This window comes from Paenibacillus taihuensis (assembly GCF_003386535.1).
In the GTDB taxonomy this organism is placed as follows: domain Bacteria; phylum Bacillota; class Bacilli; order Paenibacillales; family Paenibacillaceae; genus Paenibacillus_Z; species Paenibacillus_Z taihuensis.
Map to the genome: position 1 here is coordinate 377,561 of NZ_QTTN01000001.1, position 18,545 is coordinate 396,105.

At 47.8% G+C, this 18,545-nt stretch carries 21 protein-coding genes; 15 read left to right on the forward strand and 6 right to left on the reverse strand.

From position 1 onward, the window contains the following. The first annotated feature begins 7 nt into the window (after window positions 1-7). On the forward strand, window positions 8-865 hold the full coding sequence (locus A8990_RS01945) for an AraC family transcriptional regulator (protein WP_116187313.1): 858 nt from the start codon (window positions 8-10) through the stop codon (window positions 863-865). Window positions 866-884: 19 nt separating this feature from the next. Here A8990_RS01945 and A8990_RS31210 read toward each other — a convergent pair whose 3' ends face one another. Next, the gene (locus A8990_RS31210; RefSeq protein ID WP_147306753.1) at window positions 885-1,094 is read right to left on the reverse strand and encodes a hypothetical protein; all 210 of its coding nucleotides are present in this window, start codon (window positions 1,092-1,094) and stop codon (window positions 885-887) included. A 229-nt stretch (window positions 1,095-1,323) separates the two neighbouring features. On the opposite strand from A8990_RS31210, the gene A8990_RS01950 reads away from it, so the two are divergent. The 5 genes from A8990_RS01950 (at window position 1,324) to A8990_RS01970 (ending at window position 4,809) form a co-directional block, all read left to right on the forward strand. Then, window positions 1,324-1,611 carry a chorismate mutase gene (locus A8990_RS01950; protein ID WP_116187314.1) on the forward strand — a complete coding sequence of 96 codons (288 nt, stop codon included), beginning with the start codon at window positions 1,324-1,326 and terminating at the stop codon, window positions 1,609-1,611. Between the two features lie 241 nt (window positions 1,612-1,852). Next, window positions 1,853-2,590: a barstar family protein gene (locus tag A8990_RS01955; RefSeq protein ID WP_116187315.1), complete on the forward strand. Its 738-nt coding sequence runs from the start codon at window positions 1,853-1,855 to the stop codon at window positions 2,588-2,590. Window positions 2,591-2,640: 50 nt separating this feature from the next. After that, complete coding sequence (locus tag A8990_RS01960) at window positions 2,641-3,141, forward strand: GNAT family N-acetyltransferase (protein ID WP_245995801.1); 501 nt, start codon at window positions 2,641-2,643, stop codon at window positions 3,139-3,141. 19 nt (window positions 3,142-3,160) lie between these two features. Continuing rightward, entirely contained in the window at window positions 3,161-3,835 is a 675-nt protein-coding gene (locus A8990_RS01965) for an HAD family hydrolase (protein WP_281272474.1), read from the forward strand. Then, window positions 3,820-4,809 carry a phosphotransferase enzyme family protein gene (locus A8990_RS01970; protein WP_116187317.1) on the forward strand — a complete coding sequence of 330 codons (990 nt, stop codon included), beginning with the start codon at window positions 3,820-3,822 and terminating at the stop codon, window positions 4,807-4,809. The genes A8990_RS01965 and A8990_RS01970 overlap by 16 nt, the downstream gene beginning before the upstream one ends. Before the next feature lie 85 nt (window positions 4,810-4,894). Here the strand turns inward: A8990_RS01970 and A8990_RS01975 are convergent, their stop codons facing one another. Beyond that, entirely contained in the window at window positions 4,895-6,484 is a 1,590-nt protein-coding gene (locus tag A8990_RS01975; protein WP_220376778.1) for a phytoene desaturase family protein, read from the reverse strand. Between the two features lie 302 nt (window positions 6,485-6,786). Here A8990_RS01975 and A8990_RS01980 point away from each other — a divergent pair, with 302 nt between their 5' ends. Then, window positions 6,787-7,161 (forward strand): YciI family protein, encoded by a 375-nt coding sequence (locus tag A8990_RS01980; protein ID WP_116187318.1) that lies wholly within the window; start codon window positions 6,787-6,789, stop codon window positions 7,159-7,161. A gap of 9 nt (window positions 7,162-7,170) precedes the next feature. Here the strand turns inward: A8990_RS01980 and A8990_RS01985 are convergent, their stop codons facing one another. Next, complete coding sequence (locus tag A8990_RS01985) at window positions 7,171-8,211, reverse strand: aminoglycoside phosphotransferase/kinase family protein (protein ID WP_116187319.1); 1,041 nt, start codon at window positions 8,209-8,211, stop codon at window positions 7,171-7,173. A gap of 68 nt (window positions 8,212-8,279) precedes the next feature. Here A8990_RS01985 and A8990_RS01990 point away from each other — a divergent pair, with 68 nt between their 5' ends. Further along, window positions 8,280-9,389 carry an FAD-dependent oxidoreductase gene (locus A8990_RS01990; RefSeq protein WP_181909354.1) on the forward strand — a complete coding sequence of 370 codons (1,110 nt, stop codon included), beginning with the start codon at window positions 8,280-8,282 and terminating at the stop codon, window positions 9,387-9,389. A 68-nt stretch (window positions 9,390-9,457) separates the two neighbouring features. Here A8990_RS01990 and A8990_RS01995 read toward each other — a convergent pair whose 3' ends face one another. Further along, complete coding sequence (locus A8990_RS01995; protein WP_116187321.1) at window positions 9,458-9,853, reverse strand: YmaF family protein; 396 nt, start codon at window positions 9,851-9,853, stop codon at window positions 9,458-9,460. A gap of 180 nt (window positions 9,854-10,033) precedes the next feature. Between A8990_RS01995 and A8990_RS02000 the strand changes: the two genes are divergently transcribed. Together A8990_RS02000 and A8990_RS02005 are read left to right on the forward strand one after the other, a co-directional pair. Beyond that, window positions 10,034-10,498 (forward strand): HAD family hydrolase, encoded by a 465-nt coding sequence (locus A8990_RS02000; RefSeq protein ID WP_116187322.1) that lies wholly within the window; start codon window positions 10,034-10,036, stop codon window positions 10,496-10,498. Between the two features lie 38 nt (window positions 10,499-10,536). Continuing rightward, window positions 10,537-11,412: a protein kinase family protein gene (locus A8990_RS02005; protein ID WP_116187323.1), complete on the forward strand. Its 876-nt coding sequence runs from the start codon at window positions 10,537-10,539 to the stop codon at window positions 11,410-11,412. Between the two features lie 47 nt (window positions 11,413-11,459). Here the strand turns inward: A8990_RS02005 and spoIIP are convergent, their stop codons facing one another. Next, on the reverse strand, window positions 11,460-12,938 hold the full coding sequence (spoIIP, locus tag A8990_RS02010) for a stage II sporulation protein P (RefSeq protein WP_116187324.1): 1,479 nt from the start codon (window positions 12,936-12,938) through the stop codon (window positions 11,460-11,462). A 246-nt stretch (window positions 12,939-13,184) separates the two neighbouring features. Here spoIIP and A8990_RS02015 point away from each other — a divergent pair, with 246 nt between their 5' ends. The 4 genes from A8990_RS02015 to A8990_RS02030 all read left to right on the forward strand — a co-directional run bounded on the left by A8990_RS02015 (window position 13,185) and on the right by A8990_RS02030 (window position 16,107). Then, on the forward strand, window positions 13,185-13,442 hold the full coding sequence (locus A8990_RS02015; protein WP_116187325.1) for a 50S ribosomal protein L33: 258 nt from the start codon (window positions 13,185-13,187) through the stop codon (window positions 13,440-13,442). A gap of 109 nt (window positions 13,443-13,551) precedes the next feature. Continuing rightward, a complete protein-coding gene (locus A8990_RS02020) occupies window positions 13,552-14,187 on the forward strand; it encodes an HD domain-containing protein (RefSeq protein ID WP_116187326.1) in 636 nt (211 codons plus the stop codon). A gap of 232 nt (window positions 14,188-14,419) precedes the next feature. Beyond that, complete coding sequence (locus tag A8990_RS02025; protein ID WP_116187327.1) at window positions 14,420-14,854, forward strand: YciI family protein; 435 nt, start codon at window positions 14,420-14,422, stop codon at window positions 14,852-14,854. Further along, complete coding sequence (locus tag A8990_RS02030) at window positions 14,851-16,107, forward strand: RNA polymerase sigma factor (RefSeq protein WP_116187328.1); 1,257 nt, start codon at window positions 14,851-14,853, stop codon at window positions 16,105-16,107. Before A8990_RS02025 ends, A8990_RS02030 begins: the two co-directional genes overlap by 4 nt. Window positions 16,108-16,152: 45 nt before the next feature. On the opposite strand, the gene A8990_RS02035 is transcribed toward A8990_RS02030, so the two are convergent. Further along, on the reverse strand, window positions 16,153-16,893 hold the full coding sequence (locus tag A8990_RS02035; RefSeq protein ID WP_116187329.1) for a class I SAM-dependent methyltransferase: 741 nt from the start codon (window positions 16,891-16,893) through the stop codon (window positions 16,153-16,155). A gap of 159 nt (window positions 16,894-17,052) precedes the next feature. On the opposite strand from A8990_RS02035, the gene A8990_RS02040 reads away from it, so the two are divergent. After that, complete coding sequence (locus tag A8990_RS02040) at window positions 17,053-18,537, forward strand: amidase family protein (RefSeq protein ID WP_116187330.1); 1,485 nt, start codon at window positions 17,053-17,055, stop codon at window positions 18,535-18,537. Window positions 18,538-18,545 lie beyond the last annotated feature (8 nt).

An 18,545-nucleotide genomic window follows, 5' to 3' on the forward strand; every position in this document is an offset into this window, starting at 1 on the left:
GGCGCGCGTGCAGACAAAATCGGTTGCGGGAGCAAGCATGGATCAGTGGCAGGTCAGTGTCTATATGGCGGATCTTGGCAAATACGAGACGCTTAATTTGCAAAATATCGTGTATCCAAACTGGGTCATCAGTCACGTGCTGGAAGGCAGCGTCATTACGTCGACCGGCGGCGAGCATCATGAGGTGAGAGAAGGAGGGGTTATGCTTCACCCTCCTTGTTTGCCGTTCTCGGAATGGTCGGCAGGCTCCGGCGTGCATGAATGGGTATCGGTTCATATTCATACAGGGACGAACCTCGACTTGTTCCAGCTATATCCGGTTCAGCCGGTTGTGGAACTGCTTGACCCGGCGGCGTACAGTGCGATCTTCCGGTCATTATTCCGCTCTTGGCGGAGCAACGATCCGTTCAAGTCGATCTCGGTTACGGCAGACATGCTCAGGCTGGCCACGATGATTCTGGAAAGCTGGGACGCGCATGGAAGGCTTGGGAGAAGCGAGGCGTATACGGCCAAATATGACCGTTTCTTCCCGATCATCCGCTACATGGCAGACAACTTGGAGCTGAAGCTGTCTCGGGATATGCTGGCGGAGCAGGTGCATCTCAATACGAATTATTTTGACCGTGCGTTTCATGAGGCGTATGGCATTAACCCGATGCAGATGCTGCGGCAGATGCGGCTGAACAAAGCGAAGCGGCTGCTCGAGACGACCGAGGAGCCGCTAAGTGAGCTGGCGCAGCTGTGCGGGCTTGGCGATGCGGCATACTTAAGCCGGCAATTCATGAAGACGTTCGGGGTGACGCCGGGCAAGTATAAGCAGATGATTCGCTCGGCGCAGACGAATTTGATGACGCTGCAGGAGTAGCTGGGGATGGACGCTCACACTAACGTCGAGCATTGGACTTGGTTTTGGTCGCTGTCGCTGTTGCTCGTGCGCGTACACGTGTAAGTGTAAGCGTGCGTGTCCTGCTGTTCCTGGACTGGCTGCTGCGATTCCGGCGGCATCGGCGTTTGGACTTCGATGAGGCTTGCTTCTGGCGAATGACTTCGTAGTAGATGCGCTCCGAGGCAGGGCTGCTCCTTATTGGTGACATTCACTGTCCCCCCAATGCGTTCACATAACGTTCCATCATATGAGTAGGAAGGGACAAAGTCGTGGGTGATCATCACCTTGCACAGATGCCAAAATGTTGAAACGGCATGCGAGCATTTACAACTGTGGAAGCTCTGTGGTAATCTATTATTCAAACTATCGCTTCAACGCCAAAAAGCGTCAAAGCGATAACTTTGACCCGGACAACTAGCGTGAAGGAGAGGCACGAAATGACGGTGAGCTTGCAAGATTTAAGAGTGAAGATTGATGCCATTGATAAACAGATGATCACCTTGCTCGCGGAGCGGTTCCAGCTGACTGAAGAGGTAGGCCAATATAAAGCGGAGCACCAGCTGCCCTCGCAAGATGCAGCCCGCGAAGCGCAGCAGTTCCAGAAAATTGCCGAGCTGTCCGAGCAGCACGGCTTGAATCCGGAATATGCGTCGGAGATCTACAGATGCATTATGGACGTTGTCATCGCGCGCCATCAGGAGCTGCTGATGAAAGTGAAGGTATAATAGGAGTTGAAGTGAAATGACCTGCCGGCGGCGGGTCATTTTTGCTTTTTTGCGAGAAGGTCCGCGTGCTTCCAATATGTGTTAAAATAGCTGTGACTATGTGGCGAAATGTGGATCTTCGTGATTAGTAGAGCTAGTAAGAAGGTGCGTTCATGAATCAGCAAATCCGAACCAAACCGAGCCATGCATAGCTTTCCAGATCACAGAATCAATCGAAGTAAACAGGAAAAAGCTGACGGGTATGGGATATCATTATTCAATAATAGATGATGAAGATGATACAGTAATTGGCTACTGTAATGAGATAGAAGTAATCAAACAACAAGATGATGCGGTCTGTTCAGTACTGGCTATACTTGGCTTTCAATTATCAGATGAAAGTAAGAAGGTAGTAAAGCTACCCTTATCAAACTTTCGTATTCATTATCTAAACAACGAAGGAGTAAGTCTTGGCGGATATTATTTCACCGCTAATCGCAGTATTAATCTCATGTCATTGGAGTTATTAGACACAAATTCATTCGAGATCTCCGGACAATTCACAGAAGAGCCAATGCCATTCGCGCATGATATTTGGCTGAAAAGGCGAGAAAATCCTAAAGTATGCGGTCAATGGGTGAGATGCTCACTTGAAGAGAAACGAGCTTGGTTACAAGTTGTACGGTTGAGTGGACATAGTCCTCAATCAGACCGAACTGATCAATTAATTACAATCGATGGAAGTCTGATTTTAGATCTCGAGTCGTTCTATGTTTGCTTAGGTGAAGCTATAAATGGCCCTTTCGGTTATTTTGGAGATAGCCTGGACAGTCTTAGTGATTGCTTATGCGGCGGTTTCGGTTTGGTTCCACCGTTCACTTTAGTATGGAGAAACTATCATAATTCCTTCTGTAATGGAGCAGCAAATCATGATGGTTACCTTACTCTATTGCTTGAAATATTGACAAGTCGTGGCTGTGAAGTACAGCTAATAGCGTAAGAAAATAACAGGCGTATGGGAAGCAATATCTCATAGAGGTGGTGATAGAAGTGGTTCGACTTTCCCCTGTCTCAAAGGAACAAAAACAGGTTTTGTATAATCTTTATCAATTGTACCAGTATGATTTTAGTCCATATACCGGGAATGACTTAGGTAATTCAGGGGCATATGAACTCCATTTGGAACATTTCTGGGAGGATGCTCGCTGGAATCCTTTTCTGATTTATTTTGAAGGCAAAATTGTTGGTTTCCTAGTCGTCCTATTCGAGAACTATGATGTTGATCCAGATCCGGTGCACGTCATTTATGATTTTATGGTTTTAAGGAAATTCAGAAGATACGGATTCGGAAGGGAAGCCGCGATACAAGCTTTCAATCTGTATAAGGCAAATTGGAAAGTTACTCAAATGAGTGCGAACGAGCCGGCTATTCATTTTTGGCGTGAAGTCATTAAGGAGTACACGGGCGATAGATTTACAGAAGAGTTTCGAGAGGATCTGAATAAATACGTTCAGTCTTTCAGCACAAAAGATTCGGCAAGTTCGAGCTAACCAGCGGAGAGGTGACCAAGTGACTTCCTATAAAGTCAAAGGAATTATATTCGATATGGACAATACGATTCTTCGATCGAAGATCAACTTCGGTGCGATGAAAGAAGCGGTGTTCCAGTGCTTAGTAGGGAATGAACTCCTTCATGGCGACTTTCCAATTACAGATCATACCACCTCAACAATCCTTGAACATGTTCAACGTACAACTCACTGGAATGCAGCGTTGCAGGTGGAACTTTGGGATATTTTGAAGGAGCATGAGCTTCTCGGTATGCAAAATGCAGAGCTGGAGCAGGGAGCTAGAGAGGTTCTGCAACTGTTGCACGGTACGTTTAAGATGGTCATTATGACGAATAATTCAGATGCGGCAGCGTTGTCCGCTCTATCAGAGCACGGAATCGATCATTATTTCGACACGATAATAGGCAGAGAACAGATGAAGTTCATGAAGCCAGCCCCTGATGGATTGTTTGCAATACTAGCCAAGTACCCTGAATTGTCGCCTGATGATTGGATTTCAGTAGGAGATGCTTGGATCGATGGGAAAGCGTCGCAAGGTGCGGGTGTTAAGTTCATTGCCTACCGAGCGGATAGCGAGAAAATGAAGAGTAGAGGTGTCATTCCGGACGCATTAATAGATGATTTGGCTCAATTAGTTTCTATATTAAAGGAGAGCTCATGGACCCAACCATAAAATCAATGTTCCAAGACGAGCATGCCGCTGAAGGTGCTGCCCACTTTGGGGTTAGCCTCAGGGATCTGACTTTCATAGGCGGCTTTCAAAATTTTATCTATTCCTACACTCGGGATGAGCAGCAATATATCCTTCGATTCACGCCCAGCACGCTCCGTTCGGCAGAAGAAGTCGCAGCTGAAATAGAATGGATTCGCTACCTTTCGGACAATGGGGTATCTGTTACAGCCTCTGTTCCTTCCATCACCGGAAAAGATGTTGAACATATTCAAGGAGATCCAATCGATTTCTTCGCAACCTCCTTCGAACACGCATCTGGCAAGAAGATTGGATATCCTGAATGTCTTGGGAATCCTTCACTCTATGAACAATGCGGACGCATTACTGGCCGCCTTCACGAACGGACCAAACACTACACTCCTAAGGTGAAAAGACACACGTGGGAATCCAATCATTACTTGATTCGGGCCAGAGATTATTTACCCGCAGAGCTTCAGCCCGTTCTGGATGCCCTTGATGAGCTCAAGAAAGAGTTAACTAAACTGCCAATAAATGCTGATACCTATGGATTAATTCATGGCGATATCAATGTTGGAAACTTTACAGTTGATGATTCCTGCCGCATAACGTTGTTTGATTTTGACGAGTGTCAGTACAGTTGGTATGCCGAGGATATTGCCATTCAGCTGTATTACCTGCTCTATGTGTTTGGGGAAGATTCCAAGCCTGAGCGTAAGGTGCAATTCGAGCAGTTCATGAATTATTTTGAGCTTGGCTATACTGCGGATGGTCGGCAAATGCCGGATGACTGGAAGGATCAGCTGAAGCTGTTCCTGAGACTGCGCGAGATTATCGTTGTTGTCGGTATGCATCGGAGCTGGGACCTAAGTCAACCAGATGAATGGACCCGCGATTTCTTGCGAGATAGCAGAATGCGTATTTCGAATCGGATCTCATTGATTGATGAGTTATAGAAGAGTGTAATAGGAATTTAGCTTAACAAACAGAAGAAAGGCAACCGATCATCTCAATCGGTTGCCTTTCTTCTGCTTGTGGCGATCAATCGCGAGATAGCAGCTGTTGAGCCACGATGTAGCCCGATCCACCGTTGATGCCGTGACCCGGCCATGTTGCTGCGCCAAGCATGTATAGATTCTCGATCTCTGACTGGTGGCCAGGCTGAGAAGGCAGTGGACGGAACAAGTAGCTCTGCATGAAGTCATGCGATCCACCGTAAGGGTCACCAGGTCCGGAATTTGGATTGAAGCGGGCAATGGTGTCAGGCGTAACGACGGACTTGCCGATAATCGCGTCCGGAATGTTCGGGATATGCTTCCTAACTACATCAATTACACGCTGGGCGAATCGTTCGGTTAGCTCTGGCGTCCACGTGCCATCCCCGACGTCAATCTGACCGGCAGCATCGCCGCGGGGACGGCAAGGGACCTCTAGAACCTGGAGCCTCATGATCGCTTTGCCGACCGGTGCTCGGCTCGGATCGAGATTGGTGGAGCAATCGACGGTGAAGGTCGGCTTGGCTGGCAATAGATCGGCCATTCCTTGCGCAATGGCTAGGGTAAAGCCGTCGAGTCCATCTGTCAGATGAGGCTGGCCGACTCTGTTGAAACGGGGATCGGGCCACTTCGGTGCTTCTTTCAGCGCCAGATGGATCTGAACGCAGCCTCTTCCATAACGGAATTTCTTGGCTTGGCTGAGAATGTCGGAGCTGACTTGCGTATCAGCTAGCAGCGACAAGTATAGCTGGTCCGGGCCGGTGGAGGCGATGACAGCATCATTAGCATGGTACTCGTCACCTTCCGCAGTGCGTACAGCGACAGCCTTGCCGTTATTGACGACGATCCGCTGCGCTCTAGTACCGGTTACGATCGTGCCGCCCTGATCTTGCACTAACCGGGTCAATGCCGTTGCAAGCATCTCGCTGCCGCCATCGGGAATAGGCATTCCGCCGCCCATAAGTGCCATCGTTGTGAGCGGTACCCAGAAGCCGCTTCCGATTTCGTCCGGCGTGCGGCCTAGATGCGTGACCCATGATGCCAGCATTGCGCGCATGACCGGAGAGCGGAAATCGCTGACCACATTGCGGGCGGTGGAGAATAAGGAAGCGGCGAAGGAAGAGTAGCCTTTGCCCCCATTTCGCGCATCATGCAATAAACTCTGGATAATTCCGGAAGCTCGCTTGCCAGATAAGTCTAGAGAAAACAACTCGAACACATTACCTGCAAAAGGTGCAAATTCCTCGAACATACGTCCTAACACAGCACCGTCACCGGGTGCCAGACGTTCAGCTTCAGCGGCGAAGTCCTCGCTCGAGCGCGATAAGACGGCTGTTTCGCCATTCTCCATGGAAACGCCGGTTGGCAGGTCCGTGTTCACGTAACGCAGTCCTCGTGCCTCGAGCGCTTCCCTGAAGTCCGCATAAGCCGGGCCAGTCAGAAATAGCGGATGAGCTGCTGCATAGACATCATGCTTGAAGCCGGGCAGCGTCAATTCTTCCGTACGCAGAAATCCGCCGGGGCGATCATTCTTCTCCAGCACGAGAACGCTTCGCCCCGCTCGCGTCAGATAAGCGGCCGCGATCAAGGCATTATGGCCGCTGCCGATTATGATTACATCATACTTGTTCAACATCGATTCCTCCTCCGCATCTATAAACCAGTTATAGTGTAGCGTAAGCATACGGCGAGGAATCGCGCTTGTTGTCGAACAGATTATTTAAATTTACCAAATTTTGTTTTTTTCTCATATCACAATATCCGGTCATATAATGCGGCCAACTTGGCTGGCAGCTTGATAGGCAGGAAATAATTAGCGATTTGCCGAATATCCAAATTATAAAATTGTTAAGGGACTGTCGATATTGACGTTACTCGTTCGTTGTTTAAGTAGAGGCAAAATAATGCTTCAATATCGCATTAAAGGAGACAGGATAAATGAAATTTCTATGCTTAGGGTACTTGAATTCAGAAAAAATGGATGCCCGCCCAAAAGATGAGATTGAAGCTATTATGCAAGAATGTCCTCCTCATCTTGAGAAATTCTATGGCAGCGGCCAAGTCATTCTCGATGCGGGCCTTTCCGCAGAAACGAAATGCTTGCGACTTGCGAGAGGGAATTTGAAAGTCATGGACGGTCCTTTCATCGAATCGAAAGAGATGATAGGCAGTGCTTTTCTTATCGAAGCACAAGATATGGAGGAAGCGATTCGGATAGCGTCCTTGCATCCGGCCGTACAGATCGGTGCGGGGGAGCAGTTTGGATGGGGAATCGAGATCCGTCCGATTCATTATTATGAATCGAGAGGTTAACATAATACTTCAAACATCCAAGTATAAATCTCCACGCATAGCTGCTAATGCTTGCCGAAAGCTTCCGTCATAGTTATTGCCATGGGAATCAAGGGCATGTTCGCAGCGTGCAACATATGCCATACAATAGGTAGCAGCAGCGGATATTTTTGCCCGTTCGTCGCTGGAAATCTTGGTACCGCGCGCCTGCTCGTATTCATTGACGAATGCAAGCGACTCTTCCTGCGATGGCGTTATCCTAACCGGAATATCCCAAGTGGTCGTAAAAGTAGCAGCTGCAATTCCGAGTACGTTGAGCTCGTCCTCTAGCTTTAGGCTATCCCAATCATAGACCATGACCACTTCATCTCTTTGGAAACGAAAATGCTTCAGCGACCAATCCAGGTGGCCCAGTACTTCACGGCCATTTATCCGAGTAACAAGCGTCTTAGCCCTCTCGGCAATCGCATCAATCCATTCGGCCCCTTGTGATGTGCGTTCAAAGTTGAACAACTCATTGTGAGGGATCGGATATAAGGTATCGTCCGCACAGAAACGTCCATAGGTTAAACCATTCACCGATTTATACGGCTCGGTTAACTGAATCAATTGGGCCAGAGTACGAGCAATTGATCCTCGAATGGCCGGATTATGAGCGTCCTTCAGTTCGCCCGGTACTGAGAACACATCTACGGTCGCGAGAGCGGCTCCGAACTCCATAGGCTCCCCTACTACGCGGGGACAAGGAAAGCCGATTTCCGCAAGGGATTTCTGCACGCTAGAAACAGCGGTTAAGGATGCATGACTAATGGCTGTTATCGTGCCGGGCGGAGTAGGCCTATGAATTTTGATAAAGATTCGCATGCCATTTTCAAGTTCCAAGCCAAAAGAAGCTCCGACGCTAAACCCGATGTACAGAGCTGAGAATATGGCGCTGCCCAAGAGATGGATACAGAAATTGTCCAACTCTGCGGCAATATGATGCGCATCTATCGAACCGAGAATGGAGTTGCATAAGATGATGTTCTCCTTGTCCTCGAAGGAGAAGCGCAGCGCTTCTTGTAAATTCATGCTTTTAACCCCTTTGCTAAATAGCATTAATAATAATTGAATTCATTGACCGCAACTTGAGGCAGGGAGTGGAAATCCTGAAAATTGTCATTATAGGGGCCGGTATCGCTGGACTTGCAACCGCTCTTGCGCTTCAAAACAGAGAGACGGAAGTATTGGTATTTGATAAAAACGGAGGATTGGAGACGCGTGGTGCGGCTCTGACACTTTGGTCCAACGGAACATATGCCTTAAAGAAACTCCATGTATTGGAAGAGGTTCTGGAGCATTCCACAATTCTTTCGATGGGTAATATTTACTCGAGCAGGGGTGAACAGTTAGAAAGCCTGCCAATTCATTATTCCACTCCAACCGTTGGTATTCCACGTTATGTATTATTGCGCATACTGGCAGATCGGTTATGGGAAGGGACAATCGTTTGGAACAAAAAGGTCCGGGGCTTAACAGAAACTGAAGTGAAATTTGAAGATGGCACGTCAGTAGAAGCTGATATGGTGATAGCGGCTGATGGTATACATTCCATTGCTCGAAGTCAACTCACGAACGATTCATTACGCTATAGCGGATATACATCCTGGCGCGGAATATCTAGTATCAAACTTTCTTCAGAATATGAAGGAACCATGACACAGTTTTGGGGAGACGGGATACGATTTGGCTTTTTGCCTTTGAAAGGTGGAATGACGTATTGGTTTATGACTGCGAATGCGAAAGAACAAGTATCTGAAAGGGATGAAGTTCTGAGATGCGTTGGATTGCTGCCTAATCCTGCAGGTACCATCCTTGAAGGACAAGATCATTCCCAAATCATCCATTTAGATATCTATGATCGTCGCCCTATTCCTAAATGGTCTTATGGAAATGTGCTTTTGCTCGGTGACTCCGCGCATCCAATGACGCCTAGCCTTGGTCTAGGCGCTTGTATGGCGCTGGAAGATGCCGTTTGTTTCTCCGATTGCTATTCTTCATCCAAATCCATAAACCAAATCTATGGAGAATATGAAGCATTACGTGTTCCCCGAGCAAATGCTATTGTTCAGTTATCGAAACGAATCGGCATGGTCGGTCAAATTCAGCAACCACTGTTAGTCCGTCTTAGAGATCTGATTTATCCAATGGTACCACGGAAATGGAAGCAACGTGTATGGGACGAGCTATATGGTTTCATGAATAATTAAACCATTATCGAAGAGCAGAAAGACACTAGGAGGGTTATGTAGAGAAAGCCGCGATTATTCGCGGTTTGTTACATGGTACTGACTTCATTGCCTGTTCGTCCGTTGTAACCATGCGAGTGTGGGTTACTGCCATTAATCGTCGTAAATCCTTGGAAGACATGATAGTGCCCGCCGCCCGGCATGGCGATCGCTGGTCCTGTCGTCCCTTGAATGAGATGGGTGTGTCCTTGGCTGACATACGTCATCATATTATAGCCGTGTACATGAGGAACGCCGGTTGGGGCAGGCGAAGTCCAGCTAGCATATTGATGGGAATGCCCATCATCTATTGACGTTACACCTGACATCGGATGAACATGATTTTGTCTTGGATAGCCGTTCCATGAAGTGATATAGAGCCTATGGGAATGAAGGGATTCGTCATCACCTGATTGGATAATAAATCCGGATATCGGGATTCTCATAACAAACTCCTTCCAACTATGCGATTGTTACAGGATAGCGTATGGCGGAGGAGTGATGCCGTGAAACGGCTATCGCCTAAAAAAACTCCCCCCTTGTCAAAAATGTAGAGGGATTTTGCGAGTTTAGTGGAATATTTTGTACAATTATAGCCAATTGAAACATATGGATGGTGAGACACTATGCAGCTGCTTATTCCTGGACACGACAAACTTCAACTAACTCAACTCGTTTTAGATTTTAATGGAACGATTGCTTTAGACGGCATGATTTTACCTGATGTGAGGGAGAAATTAAACGAATTAGCGAAATTACTTAAGATATTTGTTTTAACCGCTGATAGTAACGGTAGTGCTGCTAAAGAATGTGAGGGACTGCCCGTAGAGCTGCATGTGATCGGCCAGAATTGTCAACGGGAGGAGAAAAGGGATTTTGTTCGTACGCTTACACCGGGTGTAGTTGTTTTAGGGAATGGCGTAAATGATGAACTGATGTTTCTTGAAGCCGATCTTTCCATCGCTGTGATAGGGAGAGAAGGCTGTGCAACGGCGACGCTAATGAGTAGTACAATAGTCGTCACAGATATTATAGATGGATTGAATTTGTTGCTCATGCATCATCGGCTTATTCCAACGCTCAGAAAATAATGATTTGTTATTGCGCTAACGGGCAAAGGAGAGAAAAGATGACGGATCACTATCGTATTGAGCTTCACGATGTGAAATTTGAATTACAAGAAAAGCATGAATTTCATTGGCTTGAAGAGCTGGGCCATGTGTTTGCCGTTTTCGACCAGCAGGATTCAGGAAACATTAGCTTCGGCGTTGTGTGTGGTACAGAGAAGTTTTTTGTTAAATACGCAGGAGCCAAAACCGTAGCTTATTCAGGTGATGTTCCTGAAGCCGTCGCGAACTTGAAATCAGCCGTACACTTATACGATGAATTACATCACCCGTCCTTAATTACGTTGGTGAATCATTTTAGCGTTGGATCGGGGTATGCTGCTATATTCAAGTGGTTCGAAGGAGAATCCCTTCATCCTCACTGGGCTTTTCCGCCGCCTGAAAAGTACACTCACCCCGATTCTCCATATTATCGATTTAGACAGCTATCTGTGGAGCAAAGGTTAGAAGCGTTAGACAGCATATTTTCATTCCATGAGCTCGTTGCTCGAAAAGGTTTCGTTGCTGTTGATTTTTATGACGGCAGCCTTATCTATGATTTTGAGAAAAATAAAATTCAGATTTGCGATATTGATCTCTATCAAAGAAAATCATTCATCAACACGATGGGAAGGCTTTGGGGTTCTTCGCGGTTCATGTCGCCTGAAGAATTTGAATTCGGCTCTTCGATTGATGAAAAAACCAATGTCTTTACTATGGGAGCAACCGCTTTTGCATTACTTGGCGGCGAGCTTGACCGTTCGATCGAGAAGTGGGAAGCGGGGGAGGCTCTTTACAAGGTTGCCCTGCGCGCGGTCCATGCTGACCGAAAGCAGAGGTATCAGAGCTTGATGGAATTCAAGAAAACGTGGGACTCGGCGTTGAACGGTAAAATATAGAAAAGCTGCTGACTGAAGTCAGCAGCTTTTCTTTCATGTAAACTTTTCTACTCGCTCAAACGAATCTGATTAATCGCTTGAGCCAAAATATCCATTGTCCGATTGGATTCCGCAAGCGTATTTGCCGTTCCGCCGACTTCGATTAATGCGCTGGACGGGGAATAATTCTGGTTATACCATCCGTTGCCGACGCTTTTATCTTTAAAGTAGACACCTCTGGATAGACCTGGGTACTTGGCCGTGACCATCGCTTGAATTTTCTTGGCGAAGGCAGCGTTCTGCTGCCAATTCGGATTTTCGAGCCCGATGACGAAATACAGTTTGGCGTAGTTCGTACCGTTTATCTTGACTGTCGTCTCGGTTCTCGGACTCGTATCGCGATGGATGTCGAATAAGTATTTGATCTGCGGATGCAGAGCGAGCTGATTAATAATCGATTTCTCTGAATAAACGTATGATTTCGCGTAGTTGAATTGGCTGCCGTAGATGTCTGCGTAGTCGTAGGAAGTATGATACACCTGCGCGCCCATCGCTTGCAGAACGCCAGCCAACCGAGCCCCTAACATGCTGACATTGGTTGTCGCATTGAATGCGAGGTCAGGATTGGTCACGCCAGGCAATTCGGGAATCCACGATTCACGATTATGCGATTGGTAAATATAGATTGCCGACTTCGTATCCGGTGACGAGGCTGCTGCAGCCAATCGAATGACTAGCTTCGACGAGTCGCCGGAGTTTTGAATTTGGTAGCTCACTTTCTGCTTTAAATCCAAGATGACGCGAACGGTCGATGATTCCGGGTCATTCATTTTGTAGTGGATCGTCGATACATAGGGGTTGCTAGCAGGAATGTTTGAAACTTCACCGCTTGTACTCTCTGCAGGTGCACTAATGGTCCCATTAAACGTCACACCAGGCAGATCGACGACCAGACGATCCGGATTGGTTAATAGGGATACATTAGGTGAGAAGCTCCCGCTAGTTGCGATCGTGAATTGATTATTGTCCAATTGAATCGCTTGCAATGCAGGATATTGATCCGGTGGTATTGCGGGCACGGTCGGATCTTCGGCCGGGTCGCTGCCGGATACGCCATTATTTGCTCTGAATAAACTGACAGCGTAAGCGGATGCATCCCATTTCACGACAAGACCCAAGTTTTCGGCAACGAAACGGATCGGAAGCAACGTTACACCATTATTGACAGTTGCAGGCTGCTCCAGTGTCTTCGCTTTTCCATTTAGAATCGCATAAGCACCGTTAATTGGCAGAACAATGGTTGTCGTATCATTGGAGAGGGTTGTGATCTGGCTCTTCTTATCCCAGGTAACGTTAACGCCGAGAGCTTCCGCGATGACACGAATCGGCACCATCGTGGTTTGATTAATCATTTTCGGAGCGACGGACGAGCTTAGCTTCTGACCGTCAAGATACAGTCGGATCGTTGATGGTGCCGCTTTGGCAGTCGGAAGTGCAAAAGAGAGCACGAACAACAGCGACATCAATGTAAGTATCGATTTTTTCATTATCCACCTCTAGTCTAGTTGTCCAAGCTAGCAAATTCTCATCACAATAAATAAACGCAAGCCTCTTAAAAATAAGAAACTTTCGCCAAATTCTCAATGCTATATTTTTGGTAATCGCTTTATTAGCTCGAAATTGTTAGGAATAGCTCCAAATAGATCGCGCCGAATCTATGAAAATCCCAGTCATCCTTAATCCCCGTTGAATAGAGTAATAGAGTAGTATCCAGTTCAAAGGAGGAATAGGGTATGGCTGTCAGCAAAAGTCAGATTTCGAAATATTACGGAAAGCAGATTTATGCGGTGAAGAAGGACGGGACCATCGTTACAGGAACACTGACGCAAATTCAGGGCAATCGAGTCGTTCTTACACAATACACACAAGGAAAAGGAAAGAAAGCACAAGCGAAATTTCTGTTTGCGTTGTTACTGTTCGATTTACTCGCTATTGGCCTGTTTGCTGGATTTGGTGAATTCGGTGGTTTTGACGGAGGGTATTACTATTAACGTGTGAGACAAGCAAAGCCGCCCAGTCTTGGGTGGCTTCTTTGTTCGATGTATATACGCATGAGAAAATAGGGAACTCTATATCGAATCGCACAGGAGGAAAGCAACGATGACGAATATCGCTGATATCAAGATTCCAGATAGTAAACTTGCCGTCCAAGCTGCTGAATTATTGCGTGAGCATGGCGATGATCTTCTGTGGAACCATTCGAATCGGGTGTTCCTGTTTGCAGCTATGAAGGGGAACCTGAATCAAATGAAATATGATGCTGAATTGCTTTATATCAGCTCGCTATTCCACGATATAGGCCTTACTTCTGCATTCCGAAGTGAGGACAAGCGTTTTGAGGTCGACGGGGCGAATGCAGCGCGTGATTTTCTTCGAAGCCACGGCATTCCGGAGGCGTCCATTCGGCTTGTGTGGGATGCCGTCGCCCTGCATACAAGTATCGGGATCGTCGAATATAAGGAACCTGAAGCTGCGCTTATGAATTTTGGCGTCAGCTATGATGTAGTGGGAAAGAACTTTGATCTGATCTCAGCAGAAGCGCGGCAGCAAGTCGTAGCGGCTTTTCCACGGAATGATTTCAAGCATGGGATCTTGAATGCCTTCTTGGAAGGCTTCAAGCACAAACCGGAAACAACATACGGAACGATAAACGCCGACGTATGCGAGATGCTTCTTCCCGGATATAAGCGCCCGAACTTCTGCCATCATGTTCTTCATTCCAAGTGGGATGAGTAGTGCGCTCCAGTAACTATATAGTTACATATACAGGCAGCTGAACTGAACCGTTCGGCTGTTTTTTGTTTGGCTTCGGGGAGGAACCTTCACTAAAATATCGAATGGTTGAAGAAGATCAAGTTCAAGCTCATAGAAAATATAGAATTTCCTACTTTCAGCTGTCGATTCAGTTGTTTCCCGTTCGTTGTTACCATAGAAGCAAATAAAAAGATAAACATGGAGGAGATCTGCGATGAGATTCATGATGGTTGTCAAAGCGACGACGGATTCCGAGAACGGTGCTGCGCCAAATCCTGAGATGTTGGACGCAATGAGAAGATATAACGAGGAGCTGGCGCGGGCTGGCGTGTTTGTCGCGGCTGAAGGGCTTCACCCAAGCTCAAGCGCGATACGCATCTCTTTTCCGAAACCAAACGGCAAGCCGAACGTCATTGACGGTCCGTTCACGGAAGCGAAGGAATTGATTGCCGGCTTCACGCTAATTGAAGTGAAGTCGAGGGAAGAGGCGATTGAGTGGGCAATGCGCATGCCTGATCCGCATGGATTTGGACAAGGGGAAATCGAGCTGCGACAAATATTCGAATTCCCGAAATTGACGGAAGACTCGGATGCTGCAGCCAGAGTCGATGAACTGCATGAACGGATAACAAGGAAGCCGAGGTCATGAATGAACAAGCCGTTCACCGCTCCATCGATGGAATCTGGAGAATCGAGTCGGCTAAAATCATTGCAGGCTTGGCACGTATGGTGCGGGATGTTGGACTTGCCGAGGATCTTGCACAGGATGCGCTTATCATAGCGCTGGAACGCTGGCCGGAGGCGGGGATACCTGACAATCCAGGGGCGTGGCTTATGACAACCGCGAAACGCCGAGCCATCGATCATCTCCGAAGGAATAAGGTGCTTGATAGGAAATACGAAGAGATAGGCTGGGAAATGGAGAGACAGCATGAGCCGGCCTGGGATGAATCGCTCGACAATCCAGTCAGCGACGATCTCCTTCGGCTAATCTTTACAACTTGCCATCCTGTTCTTCCGCCGGACGCGCGGGTAGCGCTTACGCTTCGATTGTTAGGCGGGTTAACGACAGAGGAGATCGCAACTGCATATCTTGTTCCGGCACCGACCGTCGCGCAGCGGATCGTGAGAGCAAAACGAACGCTTGCCGCAGCGAATGTCCCTTTCGAATTGCCGCCAAAAGCCGAGCTGCCAGCAAGGCTGTGCTCTGTGCTTGAGGTGATCTATCTCATGTTTAATGAGGGGTATGCTGCATCTTCAGGAGGCAGCTGGATTCGGCCCACGCTTTGTCATGAAGCACTTCGACTAGGGAGAATCTTAGCCGAGATCGCACCGGAAGAGTCAGAGGTTCATGGGCTGGTGGCTCTGATGGAAATCCAGTCCTCCAGATTCAGAGCGAGAGTCAGCCCGAGCGGAGAACCGATACTGCTGATGGACCAGAACCGGGCGTTATGGGATCACCTGCTCATACATCGGGGCTTAGCTGCCATTAAGCGCGCTGAACGGCTCGGCCATGCATTCGGTTCCTATCTGCTTCAAGCATCAATTGCTGCGTGTCACGCCCGCGCTCGTACGGCAGAGGAGACCGATTGGGTAAAGATAGCCGCACTTTATGACGCGCTTTCCCAAGTCGCGCAGTCACCTGTCGTCGAACTGAATCGTGCAGTCGCGTTGTCGATGGCATTCGGTCCGGAAGTAGGGCTAGAAGTGCTAGATGCACGGGTACAAGAGGATTCCCTGCGGAATTACCATCTCTTGCCGAGTGTGCGAGGAGACTTGCTGATGAAGCTAGGCAAGAAGCAAGAAGCATACTTAGAGTTCAAGCAAGCGGCTAGTTTGGCGCGCAATGAGAAGGAACGTGAGCTGTTATTAAGGCGTGCTTCCGAGTGTGCCGTAGAATAACGAAAGCCGCCCATCTAAGTCTAAGGGCGGCTTTTTCATGAAATGCTATAGCTTTCTCGCTTTAATGACAAAAGTTACAGGAATCATCTCGGCTTTCTTTGCAAGCTCGCTTTTATCATTCCGTGCTCGCATAAGTTCATCCTCTGATTCTTCAACCATCTGCTCAATGACCAATCCCGCTCTTGCCAATGCATTCACGTAGGTTGACAACTTACGGTCCGATAAAGTCAGCGCGCCTCCAACATGAGGTACGGAATACCAGGAATCATCGAAATAACTTTTCCTAACAACAAGCCTCTCGTCTTCTGCAGCAACACATTTATGTACCGGGTGAGACCAGCTGAAAATAAATACACCGTCTTGTTTAAGGTAGGAAGCGATCCGGCGAAAAGTCCCATCAAGGTCGGTGGTCCAGCCAATGGCATAGATCGAGTACACGTAGTCAAAATAATTCAAGGGTATGCCGCACTCCTCTTCCATGGGAGAGCAGATCAACGTTGCAGAGAAACCGCGTGCCGCCAGATGCTGCAAAGCCTTCTCGATTTGGTTTTCCGATATATCTACAGCCCATAGTTCAGCTGCTTTGCGTTCCGCCTGATATTGCAAGGAATGCCCGTTCCCACAGCCGATCTCGAGCAGCTTCTTGCCGGAGACATCGCCGAAGAGCTGGCATTTCTCTTCGGATACAAATGGGCCATAGAACGGAAGCACGATTGCGCCTAAGAAATCATTCCCTTGTGTATCCCAATAGAAGCTGTTTGTTTCATAAACAGAATGCTTGTCCATGTCGATGCCCTCCCCATGTCTTCGAACTGAGCATATCACGAATTCATGCTGTACGGCAGGTGCTCCTTGTTATAAAATTTGGAAAATAAGTAACGAAGTCGAGTCTATTAGCGTCTAAATCATGTACAATGAGCCTAAAAGAGTTGGGAGGGGCTAGTAATGAAAGAGTCGATCAATCAGCTTTTATTCGAGGCAGACATCCAATCCTTGCAATCCTCGATGACATCAGGGTTATTAACTTCGGTTGATTGCGTTCGCTGGTATTTGGAGCGGATCGAGCGGCTAAATCCGATACTGAAAGCTGTATTGGAAGTCAATCCGGATGCGATCGCAGACGCGGAGGCACTCGACGCGGAGCGACGCGAGAAAGGACCGCGCGGCTTGCTTCATGGTATTCCGATATTGCTCAAGGACAATATCGATACAGGTGACCGCATGCATACAAGTGCTGGTTCTGTCGCTCTTGCGGAGCATTTTGCGCTTAGAGATTCGTCGGTGGCTGCGCAATTAAAGGCGGCTGGAGCCGTATTCCTAGGTAAGGCGAACATGACGGAATGGGCCAATTTCATGTCGAGCAAGATGTGGTCGGGGTATAGTTCAAGGGGAGGACAGACACTTAATCCCTATGGTCCCGGCGAGCTTTTTGTTGGGGGATCGAGTTCGGGCTCTGGGTCCGCGGTTGCGGCAAATCTGTGCGCTGCTGCAATTGGAACGGAAACATCGGGATCGATTATTAGCCCTTCATCCCAAAATGGACTTGTCGGCATGAAGCCAACTATTGGTCTGGTCAGTCGTACGGGAATCATTCCAATTTCCCATAGTCAAGATTCCGCCGGTCCGATGACGCGCACAGTCAGGGATGCAGCGATCTTGCTCAGTGCCATCTCTAATACAGATCCAGAGGATGCAGCCATGCAAGACAGTCGGCGACAAGCGTATACGGATTATACTTGTTTCTTGGACGAGAAGGGATTACAAGGTGCAAGAATAGGGATTCCGAGACATTATTATCAAGGGCTTGACGAAGCTCGCGCAAAAATTATCGAGAGAGCGATCAGCTTATGCAAGGAACAAGGAGCCATTATCGTTGATCCGGTAGCCCTTCCTTGCGAGAGTGCGAAATGGAACTGGGATGTCATGCGGTTTGAATTTAAAAAAGGGTTGAATGATTATCTATCGAAAGCTGGCCAAGGTACATCCGTACGAAATCTAGATGAACTTATCGCATATAACGAAACGATGCGTGACGTCGCGCTGAAATATGGACAAGATGTTCTGATCTGGTCGAACGAGACGAGCGGCACATTGTCTGAACCGGAATATTTAGAGAGTGTACGCCTTAACCGTGAATTTTCCCAAAACCAAGGAATTGATCACGCGATTCGCGAGTATGGGCTGGACGTGTTACTGTTCTTGGGCAATGAGGAAGGTCTGGATGTATCTGCGCGAGCAGGTTATCCAGTTATTACGGTGCCTGGAGGGTATACGGATAGCGGGGTCATTGCCGATGAGGGATATCCGACTAAAGGTCCGCAAGGAATCACTTTCGTTGGTACCGCATACAGTGAGCCCGTGCTTTTGCGAATTGCCTATGCTTACGAACAAGCTAGCAAATATCGGTTTGCACCACCGGATCCAATCTAAGGTTTGTG

What these genes read in the sequence shown, in the direction of transcription:
- A8990_RS31210 (WP_147306753.1), bottom strand. Translation starts at nt 1,094, where the DNA reads ATGTCACCAATAAGGAGCAGCCCTGCCTCGGAGCGCATCTACTACGAA.
- A8990_RS01950 (WP_116187314.1), top strand. Translation starts at nt 1,324, where the DNA reads ATGACGGTGAGCTTGCAAGATTTAAGAGTGAAGATTGATGCCATTGAT.
- A8990_RS01955 (WP_116187315.1), top strand. Translation starts at nt 1,853, where the DNA reads ATGGGATATCATTATTCAATAATAGATGATGAAGATGATACAGTAATT.
- A8990_RS01970 (WP_116187317.1), top strand. Translation starts at nt 3,820, where the DNA reads ATGGACCCAACCATAAAATCAATGTTCCAAGACGAGCATGCCGCTGAA.
- A8990_RS01975 (WP_220376778.1), bottom strand. Translation starts at nt 6,484, where the DNA reads ATGTTGAACAAGTATGATGTAATCATAATCGGCAGCGGCCATAATGCC.
- A8990_RS01980 (WP_116187318.1), top strand. Translation starts at nt 6,787, where the DNA reads ATGAAATTTCTATGCTTAGGGTACTTGAATTCAGAAAAAATGGATGCC.
- A8990_RS01985 (WP_116187319.1), bottom strand. Translation starts at nt 8,211, where the DNA reads ATGAATTTACAAGAAGCGCTGCGCTTCTCCTTCGAGGACAAGGAGAAC.
- A8990_RS01995 (WP_116187321.1), bottom strand. Translation starts at nt 9,853, where the DNA reads ATGAGAATCCCGATATCCGGATTTATTATCCAATCAGGTGATGACGAA.
- A8990_RS02000 (WP_116187322.1), top strand. Translation starts at nt 10,034, where the DNA reads ATGCAGCTGCTTATTCCTGGACACGACAAACTTCAACTAACTCAACTC.
- A8990_RS02005 (WP_116187323.1), top strand. Translation starts at nt 10,537, where the DNA reads ATGACGGATCACTATCGTATTGAGCTTCACGATGTGAAATTTGAATTA.
- spoIIP (WP_116187324.1), bottom strand. Translation starts at nt 12,938, where the DNA reads ATGAAAAAATCGATACTTACATTGATGTCGCTGTTGTTCGTGCTCTCT.
- A8990_RS02015 (WP_116187325.1), top strand. Translation starts at nt 13,185, where the DNA reads ATGGCTGTCAGCAAAAGTCAGATTTCGAAATATTACGGAAAGCAGATT.
- A8990_RS02020 (WP_116187326.1), top strand. Translation starts at nt 13,552, where the DNA reads ATGACGAATATCGCTGATATCAAGATTCCAGATAGTAAACTTGCCGTC.
- A8990_RS02025 (WP_116187327.1), top strand. Translation starts at nt 14,420, where the DNA reads ATGAGATTCATGATGGTTGTCAAAGCGACGACGGATTCCGAGAACGGT.
- A8990_RS02030 (WP_116187328.1), top strand. Translation starts at nt 14,851, where the DNA reads ATGAATGAACAAGCCGTTCACCGCTCCATCGATGGAATCTGGAGAATC.
- A8990_RS02035 (WP_116187329.1), bottom strand. Translation starts at nt 16,893, where the DNA reads ATGGACAAGCATTCTGTTTATGAAACAAACAGCTTCTATTGGGATACA.
- A8990_RS02040 (WP_116187330.1), top strand. Translation starts at nt 17,053, where the DNA reads ATGAAAGAGTCGATCAATCAGCTTTTATTCGAGGCAGACATCCAATCC.